We start from the raw sequence: 13066 nt of genomic DNA, 5'->3' as shown, positions 1-13066 counted from the left end.
TAGTATAACATGGGAACATATAAATATCTATGATTACTTATGGGGCAAGTTAAGTACTACCGGACGGATGCCCGAAAGCGGCAAAGAGGTAGCCATGGATACGGCAGCGTTGCAGCTGCTTGGCGTAACGCCGGAGCTGGGCGCCGAGGTCACGGTTTCCTATTCCATTACGGACAAGGATCAAACCGCCTTTACTGTAACAGATACCTTTACGCTGGTGGGCTATTGGGACTATGATGAACTAATGCCTGTTCATTACATCAACATCAGCCGTGATTACGCAGATGACATCGAAGCGCAGGCAGTGAAAACAGGTTTACAGCCTTTCCGCACCGATTTGAATGTCATGCTGGCCTCCGGCACAAACATTCAAGGGCAGATGGAGCAGGTGGATACCGATCTTGGCTACACATGGGACAGCTATACCGATCCCAACAGCGTCCGGATCGGCGTCAACTGGGGATATACCTCATCCCAGCTGGAGTCGAAGCTTGATCCGGAACTTGTGATCGCCATAGCAGCTTTTTTGCTGCTGGTGATTTTCACGGGGTATCTTATCATCTATAACATTTTTCAGATCTCTGTTGCAGGGGATATCCGGTTTTACGGACTTCTGAAAACCATTGGCACAACGCCCCGGCAGCTCAAACGCATCATTCGCCAGCAGGCACTTCTGCTTTGTCTGATCGGCATTCCGGCGGGGCTGCTGCTGGGCTACGGCATCGGCGCTGTTCTGGTGCCTGTTGTCTTGCGCTCCACCCAGTTGGATGCAGGCATCACCACCATCAGCACATCGCCTGTGATCTTCCTTGGTTCTATGCTGTTCGCCTTGTTGACGGTGCTTTTGTCCTGTTCCAAGCCCGGAAAAATGGCAGCTAAGGTCTCTCCGGTGGAGGCTACCAAATATACGGATGCAATGCAGACCAAGAAAAAACAGCGCAGCACCCGGGGAGCGAAGCTCCATCAGATGGCCTTTGCCAATCTGGGACGAAACAAGAAAAAGACGGTACTGGTGGTGGTGTCTCTGGCACTGTCGGTGACACTGTTCAATGCACTGTGTACCTTTGTGGGCGGCTTCAGCATGGAGAAGTATGTATCCGCCAAGACCTGCGCCGATTTTATCGTCAGCACGCCCGACTATTTCCGTTACAACTCAGCAGATGAATTCATCACGCCAGAACAGATCGGAGAGATCGCAGCAAACACAAAGGCCAGTCTTTCCGGCACGGGATATGCTGTGCGAAAACCCGCATATCTGTGGATGACGGAGGATGCTCTGCGGCAGGACTATGCATGGTTCGAAAGCGCCGAGCAGTTGGACAGCCATATGAGCCGTCTGGAGCACCGGGGCAATATGGTGATGGGAAAGACCAGAATTGAGGCTCTGGATAACAGTCTGTTTGACAAGCTGCAAGTGTTCGACGGAGATATTTCTCCCATGTTGGAGCCGGACAATAACGCCATTGCCATTGCGGTTTCCTTAGATGACTACGGTAATCTGCCCAATCTTGAATACTACCCTAAGGTGGGAGACACGATCACCGCTACCTATGCGGACGATGTGAAATATATCGACAGCCGCACCGGGGAACTCTGCACCGAAGATACACCGGAGGAGTACCTTCAGGAAAAACTGTATGGAGCCAGAGATGTAGCGTACACGGTCTGCGCCTTGGTAGAGCTTCCGTATTCCATGAGTTATCGTTATGATGGTATTGGATATGAGACAGTTTTGTCTGTGGATACCGCACAGCGGGACAGCGGTGGTGCGGCCATTCCGCTGCTCTACCTGTTCGACACAGCGGACGAAGCGGACGAGGCCGAAGCAGAGCAATATCTATCGAAGCTCACTGCCGGTGAGTTTTCGCCCTTGATGTATGAAAGCAAGGCCACGGCTCGCTCTGAATTTGCTCAGTTCCGGCAGATGTTCCTTCTGATAGGTGGTATCCTCTGTGCTATCATTGGGCTGGTGGGACTCTTAAATTTCTTCAACGCCATGATGACCAGTATTCTTTCCCGCCGCCGTGAATTTGCTGTGCTTCAGGCTGTAGGAATGACGAACCGGCAGCTCAAAACCATGCTGATCTACGAGGGATTGTTTTACGCAATGTCCTCCGTATCGGCGGCCTTTATTCTGTCGCTGGCGGTGGGACCTCTTGCAGGAAAAATGCTGGGCAGTATGTTCTGGTTCTTTGAGTATCGGTTCACCGTTCTGCCTGTCCTGCTGACAATTCCGGTATTTCTTCTGCTTGGGTGGCTGATTCCCTGCATGATGTATGATAACGCAGCGAAATGCAGCATTGTAGATCAGTTAAGGGATGCTCAATAATTGTTAAGCCAAAATTAGCCCTCTGTCAATGAAAAGGCTGAGGGCTGGAATTCAAATAATAATCAAAGTGACCATTACACTGGCCAGCGGCAAGAAACAGGTCATTTCCGTTACTGTGCAGAAAACAACGGTAAGAACAACAAAGATCACCGGACTGAAATCAAGCGTGACTGTTGCAAGGAATAAAAAAACTTACGCCGAAACCAGTCATCAGCCAGATTACTTCCCAGGAGAAGGTTACCTACAGTTCTTCGAATAAGAAGAGCGTGACGCTAAATTCCAAGGGCGTGATCACCGGAAAGAAAAAGGGAACAGCTTATATCACAGTGAAATCTGGAAAGATCCGTAAAAAAGTAAAAGTAGTTGTTAAATAAAAATGATTCAAGCAGGAGCTGCCTTTCATGAATACACATGGAATGGCAGCTCCTTTTTTCATTTTTTGCATGTAGTTTTATTTGCAGAAGTAGATTACGATATTAATAGTTGACCAAGAGAGAAGAATGTTTAGATAATATGTTATAGTGATAATGGAAGCATGGTAACAAAAAAAATTATAAAAATAGAAAAAAAGTGCAATCAAACAGAAAAAAATACGTTCTATATAATAGAAAACATTAATATGGCACACTGCAAATAACCTATCTGCATAAAAACACTAATATACAGGGGAGAAATGTGATATGGAAGATATACATATTATAAATTTATTTTTAGAAAGATCAGAAGATGCAATTCGCCAGGTAGAAGTAAAGTACGAAAAATTTTGCTTTAAGATTGCATGGAATATTTTATATAACACAGAAGATTCAGAAGAATGCGTAAATGATACGTGGCTGATAACGTGGAATAAGATTCCGCCCAAAACGCCAACAAAATTATCTGCATTTCTTGGAAAAATAACCAGAAATTTGGCATTGGACAATTTCAGAAAGAAAAATGCTTCAAAAAGAGCAGATACACATATGATGGATATTTGTGGTGAAGTGGAAAAACTGGAAAATACAATAAAGGATTATGTGGAAGAGGATATAAAGAAAAAGGAAATTTTGAATATTTTAGAAAAATTTTTAAGTGATTTAAAAGCAGGAGACAGGGATATTTTTGTCAGGCGATATTGGTATATGGATAATATTAAAGACATTGCAAAAAGACATGGATGCTCTGAGACTAAAATTAAATCCAGTCTTTTTCGAAGCAGAAACAGATTATGGGAAGAGGTGAAAGAAATCATATGAAAAAAGAAAACAATTTTTTGAATCTGATGGGAGAAATAGATGAAAAATTTGTTTACGAAGCTTCCTTGCCATGGAAAAAGCGAAATGTTAATTTGAAATTAAAATTAGCAAAGATTGCAGCAGGAGTTGTAATAGCATTATTGTTAGGAGGCTTGGGACATCCGAATGAGATAAAGGCGGCCTGGGAACAGATTACTTCGTGGATTCAAACGGCATTGGGGATTAATGAAAATGTAGAATCATATATAGATAGTGTTGGAAAAACGATTACTAAAAATGGAATTTCTATTACGTTAGATGAAATTGCTGCTGATAAGGAGAATTTATGGGTGGCAATATCTGATAATATAAATGATTCAAAAGAAAAAGAGACTATTCTACTAACAGAAGTGGAGATAAATGGAAAAGCGGCACAGTTAGATGGAACATATGCTCTGGAGAAAAAGGAGAACGGAGCAGATGGTCAGGTTTGTCATTATAGGTTGGAAGATACAACTATTAAAGATAATACAGCAGATATAAAAATGAAAGTATGGTTATTTGATCCAACAGAAATGGATACTGCAGATACAGAAGATACGGATGACTATATTTTTGAATTTTCATCAAATTGGGAAGAACTGGAGAAGAATACCATAAATGTAAATGTGAATAAAAAAATAAAGATATCTCCAAATCAAAATCTGACGATTTCAAAAATGAACTTAAACGATTTGGCAAGTACAATTTATGGAAATTTGGATAATAAAGAATATGAAGATTATTATTTAATAGGAACCGACGATAAAGAAAATCAGGGGCTTTATAGAATGACAAATTATGGAGACACAGAGACTGTGTTTGAAGAAAGCAGAAATAATACAAAATATAAAGGAATTTCTCCAGATGCTAAAACGGTGACATTAGAATTATATGTAAATAAAGAAGAAAAAAACAGAACAACATATAAAAAATATGAAACAGAAACAGAAGATACTTACGGAGAAGGCGTAGGACGTGTTTATGAAAGTGATGAAGATCCTCTGGATTTATATAGCCCAGTGGAAGGAAAAATAGAAATTAAAATCAGATGACAAAAGAATAATTTAATCGAAGAGAGGGAGGAGATACCGCAATTGGATATTTTTACTGTAGAGATAAAAAAATAACAATAAAATGTTTGGTGGTACATTTAAGATTCGTATAAATAAAAATGGTAAAATTACATTTCCGTAAGTAATAAGAGAAGTTGATTAAATCTTTGAAAATCGAAAATACAAAATATAGCAAAAGTGCGATTGACGTCAACAATATCTTGTGTTAATATGATTGTGAGATTTGTATTTGTATCTGTAGACACAGATAAGAAACGCTGGTTCCGGATCTGACCGGGAGTAAAACATTAAGGAGCCAAAAGCCTCCTGCCTTTGTAATGAATAAGGTCATTTAGAATGAAAATTTCTAAATGGCCTTTTTTTGTTGCAAAAATATGGCAGACAACAAGTACAGATCAGCAAATAAGGAAAGGAGGATCATAAAAAACACAAGAAAACTCAGAATGCAAGGAGGGCGTTATGAAACGAAAAAAGATGGAAAAGGAGGTCGTGCACCTTCTTGAATGGATTATCGAATATCCAGGAGTATGGCAGATTGTATGTAATCCAGATGGAAAGGAAACTTCGCCTGAATCTTTTAAGATGGCATATGATATGCTGGTCAAAAAATCTCTGTTTTATCTGATACCGGTATTGTTTGCAACACATCCGGGAGAAGAATCACTGGAGATGGCGAAAAATTTATGTACGACTGACTCTGCTGCCCGCGAGATCCGAAAAAATGGTATGGGAGCATTAGTCAAATGTATGCGGGAACATCTGGAATGAAACTGGAAAATTTTATAAAGTTATGGGAGGACAATTATGAACAAATCAATCATGATGGGACGAGTAGTAAATGAGCCTGATTTACGCTACACACAGACAGAGAATGGAGAACTTGCCATCGCAAACTTTCGCTTGGCGGTAAACCGGAAATTTGTACGAAGAGGAGATCCGGAAGCAGATTTCTTCAGCTGTACGGCTTTTGGCAGAAAAGCAGAGTTCGCGGAAAAATATCTGTTTAAGGGTATCAAGATTCTGGTAGAAGGTCGTATGCAGAATGACAACTACAAGAATCGGGCTGGTGAAAATGTCTACGGCATGCGGCTTATGATTGAAGAGATTTCTTTTGCAGAAAGTAAGAAAGCTTTAGAATCTGGAAATGACGAGCGGGAAGAGCCGGAAAGAGAAACAAGGGCATCTTCTAATCGAAACCGTTCTGACCGTGCAGAAAACCAGCGTTCAGCTTCCAGAAGCACCAGAAGTGAAAGAGCAGCAGAAATGGATGACCGTGACTATGACAGGGAACGTGAAAGTGGAAGATACAGAAACAATACCAGGACAGATGCATCAGATGATAGACGGAGATCAAATTCTGGCGGGACAAGATCCAGAGGAACTTCGGCAAGAAGCCGGGAGCGTAGTCAGGATATTGATGACCGGTACATGGAAACAGATGATGAAAAACTGGATTTTGACTGAGCAAATCATAGGAGGAAATGCTTATGATAGAGAAAATGAACAAATGGTTGTCTGCACATAAACAGCTGTGCGTGATAACTGGAATTTTTGGTCTGTTAGTATCACCATTTTTATGGCCGGTATTTCTGGCAGTGATCATACAGTCCCTTTCATTAGTCATTCCGGTTGCAGCAGGATTGTTTTTCTATGAAAAATTTATTATGAAAAAGGACAAGGAGGAAACGAATGAGAATGATGATGACAATAAGCAGCAAAAAAAACATGCAGATGCCCGTAAAGTACATGCAGATGCTGAAAAGACCGAGGATTTACCGAAAAATCATGAGAAGGGATCGGAAACGGTAAATTTCGATAATCAGGAGAAGCAGGCAAGATGCAGGGCACAGGCTGCCATATGGTACGAAAAGGAAGGCTTTGAGCGGATCCAGGCGATTCGGAAAACTCTGGAATCTGAAAATCGAAACCGTTTTTCAGTAAACAGGGAAGGAATCTGCAGTATTTCCATTGGAAAAAGGAAATATCGAAGGATTGGAATTTTAAAAGGTTATCCTTTTGGACAGACAGAGGTGATCCGGGAAAAACTAAAGAAGGATGGTTTCATCACCAGTATGGGATGCAATAATTATCTCTGGATTTCATGGTAGAGAGGAGCTGGAACATGAGCATTTGCTGTAAAGCCATCCGGCAGATCTATTATAATGCAGGAAGTGGATATACGGTAGCTTCCTACATGACCAATGAAGATTTACCGGAGGAAGTAAAAAAACAAAAGAATGGAAATTATGGAATATTTCAGGCATTTGGAACCGAACTTCCGACAAACGAAGGCCTGGATGTGGAACTGACGGGAGACTGGAAACCCACAAAATATGGAATGCAGTATAGTGTGAGCAATTTTTCAGTAACCATGCCAACCACAAAAGAAGGTATTCGGACTTATTTGTCGTCATCCCTGATCAAAGGGATCGGACCGGCAATGGCAGCCCGCATCGTGGAAACGTTTGGGGAAGACACACTGAATGTTTTTAATGACAGCCCGGAGAAACTCCTTCAGGTAAAAGGAATTACGCAGAAACGCTTAGATGATATTCTGGAAGGATATCAAAAAAGCAGTTCCATCCGGGAACTGATGATGTATTTGTCCCCTTTTGGGGTGACTCCTGCAAAAGCTTCAAAAATACAGGAGAAATTTGGCCCTGCTGCAGTTATGATCGTGAAGGAGGAGCCTTTCCGGCTCTGTGAGGTTCATGGATTTGGATTTCTGACTGTTGACCAGATTGCAGTAAAGGCAAAACATTTCCGTGCAGATGATCCCCTTCGCATTAAGGCTGCTATTCTGCATATTATGTCAGAAGCAGAAGGCGAAGGACATTTGTATTTAAAAAGAGAGGACATTATAGAACGTGTCGAAAAACTTTTAAATCACAACAAAGATGTTTCACCGGTCTCTGAACGGGCAATCCGGGATACAGGCAATGATATGATCCATACAGATGGAAGCCTGGTCTGCCACGATGGAGGGTTTTATACACGCAAAAGCTTCCAGGCCGAACTGGGAGCTGCTGCCGCATTAGTCAGACTCCATATGCAGACGGGAATGGCTGTAAATGTTGACCGTATTTTAAGAAAGATCCAGAAAGAACAGGATATTATTTTGAATGCGAAACAGCAGGTGGCAGTAAAAAATGTCTTTGAAAACCCGGTATCCATCATTACAGGAGGACCCGGCAGAGGAAAGACTACGGTGATCCGTTTCATCATTGCTGTACAGGAAGCATTGGATAAAAATGCGGTGATCCTTTTATGTGCACCTACAGGCATCGCCAGAAGGCGAATGCGGGAATGTACAGAGTATCCAGCACTGACGATCCATAAATCCATAGGGCTTACCGGAGAAGCTGGAGAGGAAGAATGGAAGAACGAGCAGCCAATTCCAGATGACCTGATCATAGCAGATGAGTTCAGCATGGTCGATATGTATCTGGCGGATAAACTGTTTGCCAGTATTAAATCCGGTGCCAGACTGGTCCTGGTGGGTGATAAAGATCAGATCGAATCCGTAGGGCCTGGAAAAGTATTTCAGGAGATCATTGATTCCGGCGTATTTCCGGTAACTGTCTTAGATGAATGTTTCCGACAGGAAGGGAATTCCACCATCAGCCAGAATGCCATTAAGATCAATAAGAATCAGCTGGATCTGGTGTTTGATGATACCTTTCAGTTTATTCCGGCTTCCACACCGGAGGAGGCTTCGCGAAAGATACAGAAGATCTATCGAAAAGAAGTACTGCAGAGAAACGGTTCTTTGGAAGAAGTGCAGGTGATGTCACCACTTCGAAAAGATACGGAAGCAGGTACGGATGCATTGAATCTGGTATTGCGTGACATTGCGAATCCAAAGCGTTTCGGTTATCCGGAAATCACAAATGGCAGGAATACTTACCGGGAAGGTGACCGGGTCATGCAGACAAAAAACAACGATGAAGTAGCAAATGGCGACATTGGAGAAGTCATAGGGATTTTTCGGAAAGATCAAAAAATGGTCATGCGTGTAGATTTTGGGGATGGCCGGGTCATGGAATATCAGGAGGAAGACTATTGGCCGCTGACACTGGCATATGCGATTACGGTACATAAGGCTCAGGGCAGTGAATATCCGATGGCAATCCTTCCAATGCTTCCATGTTTCCGGTGGATGCTTCGCAGAAACATTTTCTATACAGCAGTAACAAGAGCCAGAGAAAGGTTTATAATTGTGGGAAGCAAACGTGCAATCGCACAGGCTATCCGGACGGATTACATCAGCCGGCGAAACACCATGTTTGGGTACCGTATCCGAAAAATATATGAAGCAATCCTGGAACAGGAAAAGAGCGCATAAAGAATGAATGACAGGCAGACGTTGGAAAAATCCAATGCTCTGCCTGTTTCTTTCCTTCGTATGCAGAAAATCACATAATGAAAGAGGAGGGAACAAAATGCCAGATCTTTGTTTTTATGCACCATGGATTATGAAAGAACCCATTCCGGACCCATTTCGGGTGATGTTGGAAAAAGCAGGGAAAAAACGGGTCAGCTATGATGAAGCAGATTGTTCCATGCGAAATATCAGGAAGCAGGGAAAAGTCTCCCGCCTTCATGGGCCTACGTTACAGGCACTTCTGACACTGATTCAGATCCGGAAAGAAAAAGACTCTGGGGCTGCCGGTATACAAAGGGGCAGGGATACCATAAATTATTTCTGCATGGAATATCCTGGAAATCAGGGAAAGTATGTAATGACTTATAATTCGAAAAACGGACGTTTCAGTGGGATTTTAAAGACAGAAGAAAAAAACGAGAAACTTCCGGGAATCCGGGAGGGCAAAAACACAGGCGAGCAGTACCTGGCCCTTTTGGCTTATGCCAATCTGGTCCCGGATAATCCTTTATTTAACGAAGAGTTCCAAAAAAATTTCTACATACTTGAAGAACAGGAAAAAAAGGAATGGGAAGACACGGAAACTGCACTGCGGGCGGCATTTATCTGCTGCGATGCCATGTACTGCGAAGTAATAGCAAATCCACAGCAGGCGGTCCCGCTGGAAAAGAGCCAGTTCCGTGCAGAGGAACTGGAGGATGTGCTTCCGGAATATAAAATTGCGGCCGGGGTATATGCACCAAACGATGAAATCTATGGAAAGTTTCATGTGCTTTTGCCTGTAAATGAGAAGACAAAAAGAACACTTTTTGAATTAAAACAGATCTACTCTGGCAGATGGGATGTAAATGAAAGGACAAAAGAAAGGATTCCTTCGCTTCCGGAAGACTATCTGGTAAGTAAGGAAGCTGAAGAAATCCTGCAGATGGTGGATAAGACACCGGCAAGGCTGTTTATGATGACAGGCGATGCCGGTACTGGAAAGACAACGGATGCCAGAATGATCGCCCAGATCTTAGGGCTTCCATATTATGTGTTCACCTGTGGACCTGGAACGGATGAACTGGAACTTTTAGCGACCACCGTGCCAAATATGGGCGGAACAGCACATCTGGAAATGGAATTGCCACGTCTGGAAGACATTGAAATGGATCCGGCTTCAGCTCTTGCAACGGTAAATGGCATTTATGAAGAGGGGATCAGCCGGGAAAAAGCTTTTCAGGAAATCCTGAAAGCAGTTTATGAAAAAGGCTATGAAAAGTCGAAAAATGAAAAAGACTTCTTATTAAAAGAGTCAGAAATCGTAAAGGCATGCAGGGAACCATCTGTGATTGAAATTCAGGAGCCGGCCATGATTGAAAAACCTGGGACACTTACGAGATTAAACTCCCTGTTTGACGATGGAGCTGTAACCGATCTGGTAAATGGAGAACAGATACGGAGAAATCCGGATACCATTGTGATCATGACCACCAATCTGGATTATGTCGGCTGTCAGAACTTCAACCAGTCAGTTCTTTCCCGAATGAACCTGATTCAGCCAAAGGAAGCCCTGACAGAAGAGGAAATGGCAAAAAGGGCAATGAAAAGAACCGGGTTTAAAAACAAAGAACTTCTGTCCTTTATGGCTGCCACGGTCTGCAAGATCCATGAATATTTGATCGAACAGGACATTACGGATGGCGTATGCGGATACCGGGAATTGGAAAACTGGGTGTTAAGTTACATGGTTTCCAATGATCTCAGGAGGTCAGCATGGACAGCACTGCTCAGTAAAGCATCCATGGACAGGGAAGAACAGGGAACTATGGAACGCGTCTTTCTTCTTCCTCATTGTGCTGTGGATTAAAAACGGATGGAGGAAACGAATGAAAAAGGCTTTATACCGGAAACGGATATGTGCAGAGAAAGAAAAACTGACACCGGAAAAAGTATTTCATACGCCGCAGTATCGTGATCTTTTGACCTCGATCGGGCATGAAATCACGGGTGGAAAGTTGACTACATTACGGTTATACGATGATAAAAATTCAGGGATTGCAGGATGGAATCAGGGAGAAACAGTTGCCGTAAATCTGGGAAACCAGATTACGTCAAGTTTTCTGACACTGGAATTAAAAAGTGACAGCCTGATCGGGATTCTGGGACATGAATGCGGACATTACCGGTATACGGATTCTGCACTTAGAAAAAGGTATGCCGAGCATATGTTAAATGGCAGCTGGTATCCAAAGGAGCCAGTACCGGAAAATGCACAGGAAAAAGAGGCATTGGATGCGATGAATGTCTACTTTGAAAGAAAAGATAAAGCAATCCTTTCTATCTTTCTGCAGACAGCATCTTATCTCAGCAATCTTTTGAATGATATGTACATAGAAGAGAAGATGTGCGCCCTTTTTCCGGGAAGCATCCGCAGGGGAATCCTTATGAATCGCGACCGAAATGTGGAATGGCTTCCAACACTTAGGGAAATGCTGGAAACGGAGAAAGACAGGTTATCTATTCTTATGAACCTGTGTGCACAGTATGCCTTGTCTTCAAGGGTCAATGCCTGGGATGGTGCGGATTACGAGCTTATTGATACACTAAAACTGCTTATGCCGGTCATTGATGAAGCGGGAAAGGCAGCAGATGACATGGAGAGATATCTTGCCACCAACCATATTCTTCTGATGATCTGGAAATATTTTGCGAAAATCATAGATGAAATAGAGAAGAACAGTACAGAAAATGAAGAGCAAAAGCCAGAACAGGAAGAGCGTGAAGGGCAAAAGGAAAACCCGAATGAATCCGAAGAAGAACCGGAGGAAGAAAAGCAGGGTAACACAGGGGCACAGACTGAGCAAAATGAAGATAAGATCAGAAAAGAGGATACGGAACAGGAGTCGGAAACAGAAGACAAAACCGAAAGAAACGGAGAGGATCAGGAAACGGAAGGCCATGAAAACGGGCGCACGGCAGAGCTTCAGAAGTTTCTACAGCAACTGTGTGAAAATCTTCCGAAATGTGTCAGGGAGTCTGGTGGCTTCGAAGACAAACAGAATGAATGTGGCATCCCTGCCTCAGAAACGGAAGCATCCAGTGATAATGCCTTGCAAAAAATCCTTTATGAAATGGCGAAAGAGATGCTTGATGAGAAGATACAGAAAGAAATTTTCGAACATCTTCAAAAGGAATTGATGGAGATACCGTTTGAAGAAGGCCATGACCTGGTACAGAAAAAACTTTGCCGTAAGACCGAGATATCAGATTTTTTAAAATTACAGACAGAAAAGTATGAGGGGCAGCTTAAACAGGTAAAAAAGAGACTTCGCCTGAAACTGCTTCCTATATTGAAAAATCAGAAAGAACGCACGGAACATAAGCTTTTTCTTGGACGTCGGGTAGATCTTCGAAACATAGCTGCACCGTCTGGGGCAGTATTTAAGAAACAACAGCCAGGAAAAAATCTGGATATCTGTGTGGCGGTGCTGGTCGATAATTCTTTTTCCATGTGTGGGGAACGGATGGATCATGCCATTCTTGCAGCACTTTGCCTGTATGATTTTTGTATGGAATCAGAAATACCGGTTTTAGTGTGCGGACATCATACAGATGGATACCGGCATGAGAACCTGAAAGACGAAAAAGTGTATCTGCATTGCTGCGCAGATTTTGAAACGGATGAAAAGGATCGGTTCCGGATTGCTGGTATGCAGTCTTATGGAAGCAACCGGGATGGAACTGCATTGTGGTATGCTGGCAGCCGTCTTTTGGAACGACCGGAAAAGCAGAAACTGCTGTTTGTGATCAGTGATGGTGCACCTAATGCAAACCAGTATGGAGGCACAGGGGCAAAAAGGGACCTTCAGAAGATTCGGAAAAAACTGCTGCAGCAGGGAGTATTCTTTCAGGCTGCTGCGATCGGAAGCGACAAGGAAGCAATTCAGGAAATTTATGAAGAATCTTTTCTGGATATTACGGATCTTGAACAGCTTCCGGCTCTTCTGACAAAGAAACTGCTGCGTTTTATCAGGAGGTAAGG

At 42.9% G+C, this 13066-nt stretch carries 10 protein-coding genes; all 10 read left to right on the top strand.

Features of this window, described 5'->3' with window-relative positions; all coding sequences use genetic code 11:
- The first annotated feature begins 94 nt into the window (after positions 1-94).
- The 10 genes from DXC01_RS10785 (at position 95) to DXC01_RS10735 (ending at position 13064) form a co-directional block, all read left to right on the top strand.
- Positions 95-2329: an ABC transporter permease gene (locus DXC01_RS10785; RefSeq protein ID WP_243111604.1), complete on the top strand. Its 2235-nt coding sequence runs from the start codon at positions 95-97 to the stop codon at positions 2327-2329.
- 173 nt (positions 2330-2502) lie between these two features.
- Positions 2503-2703 carry an Ig-like domain-containing protein gene (locus DXC01_RS10780; RefSeq protein WP_227222063.1) on the top strand — a complete coding sequence of 67 codons (201 nt, stop codon included), beginning with the start codon at positions 2503-2505 and terminating at the stop codon, positions 2701-2703.
- A gap of 306 nt (positions 2704-3009) precedes the next feature.
- Entirely contained in the window at positions 3010-3564 is a 555-nt protein-coding gene (locus DXC01_RS10775; protein ID WP_015525029.1) for an RNA polymerase sigma factor, read from the top strand.
- Positions 3537-4637 (top strand): DUF4179 domain-containing protein, encoded by a 1101-nt coding sequence (locus tag DXC01_RS10770; RefSeq protein ID WP_118698881.1) that lies wholly within the window; start codon positions 3537-3539, stop codon positions 4635-4637. Before DXC01_RS10775 ends, DXC01_RS10770 begins: the two co-directional genes overlap by 28 nt.
- Before the next feature lie 480 nt (positions 4638-5117).
- Entirely contained in the window at positions 5118-5426 is a 309-nt protein-coding gene (locus tag DXC01_RS10765) for a hypothetical protein (protein WP_117593961.1), read from the top strand.
- Positions 5427-5462: 36 nt separating this feature from the next.
- Positions 5463-6122: a single-stranded DNA-binding protein gene (gene ssb, locus DXC01_RS10760; protein WP_110925771.1), complete on the top strand. Its 660-nt coding sequence runs from the start codon at positions 5463-5465 to the stop codon at positions 6120-6122.
- A 23-nt stretch (positions 6123-6145) separates the two neighbouring features.
- Positions 6146-6766, top strand: coding sequence for a hypothetical protein (locus DXC01_RS10755; protein WP_117593958.1), 621 nt, complete (start codon positions 6146-6148; stop codon positions 6764-6766).
- A gap of 14 nt (positions 6767-6780) precedes the next feature.
- On the top strand, positions 6781-9003 hold the full coding sequence (recD2, locus tag DXC01_RS10750) for an SF1B family DNA helicase RecD2 (protein WP_207758508.1): 2223 nt from the start codon (positions 6781-6783) through the stop codon (positions 9001-9003).
- 97 nt (positions 9004-9100) lie between these two features.
- Positions 9101-10891, top strand: a complete 1791-nt coding sequence (locus DXC01_RS10740) for a hypothetical protein (protein WP_243111603.1) — start codon at positions 9101-9103, stop codon at positions 10889-10891.
- A 19-nt stretch (positions 10892-10910) separates the two neighbouring features.
- Complete coding sequence (locus DXC01_RS10735) at positions 10911-13064, top strand: cobaltochelatase CobT-related protein (RefSeq protein WP_243111602.1); 2154 nt, start codon at positions 10911-10913, stop codon at positions 13062-13064.
- The last annotated feature ends 2 nt before the right edge of the window (positions 13065-13066 follow it).

The organism is Blautia sp. OM07-19, assembly GCF_003481595.1.
GTDB lineage: Bacteria > Bacillota > Clostridia > Lachnospirales > Lachnospiraceae > Blautia_A > Blautia_A intestinihominis.
This window is presented reverse-complemented; position numbering and strand designations above follow the sequence as displayed.

Excerpts from the sequence above, each read along its gene's own strand:
- DXC01_RS10770 (WP_118698881.1), top strand. The coding sequence starts at position 3,537 with ATGGGAAGAGGTGAAAGAAATCATATGAAAAAAGAAAACAATTTTTTG.
- ssb (WP_110925771.1), top strand. The coding sequence starts at position 5,463 with ATGAACAAATCAATCATGATGGGACGAGTAGTAAATGAGCCTGATTTA.
- DXC01_RS10785 (WP_243111604.1), top strand. The coding sequence starts at position 95 with ATGGATACGGCAGCGTTGCAGCTGCTTGGCGTAACGCCGGAGCTGGGC.
- DXC01_RS10775 (WP_015525029.1), top strand. The coding sequence starts at position 3,010 with ATGGAAGATATACATATTATAAATTTATTTTTAGAAAGATCAGAAGAT.
- DXC01_RS10765 (WP_117593961.1), top strand. The coding sequence starts at position 5,118 with ATGAAACGAAAAAAGATGGAAAAGGAGGTCGTGCACCTTCTTGAATGG.
- DXC01_RS10740 (WP_243111603.1), top strand. The coding sequence starts at position 9,101 with ATGCCAGATCTTTGTTTTTATGCACCATGGATTATGAAAGAACCCATT.
- recD2 (WP_207758508.1), top strand. The coding sequence starts at position 6,781 with ATGAGCATTTGCTGTAAAGCCATCCGGCAGATCTATTATAATGCAGGA.
- DXC01_RS10755 (WP_117593958.1), top strand. The coding sequence starts at position 6,146 with ATGATAGAGAAAATGAACAAATGGTTGTCTGCACATAAACAGCTGTGC.
- DXC01_RS10735 (WP_243111602.1), top strand. The coding sequence starts at position 10,911 with ATGAAAAAGGCTTTATACCGGAAACGGATATGTGCAGAGAAAGAAAAA.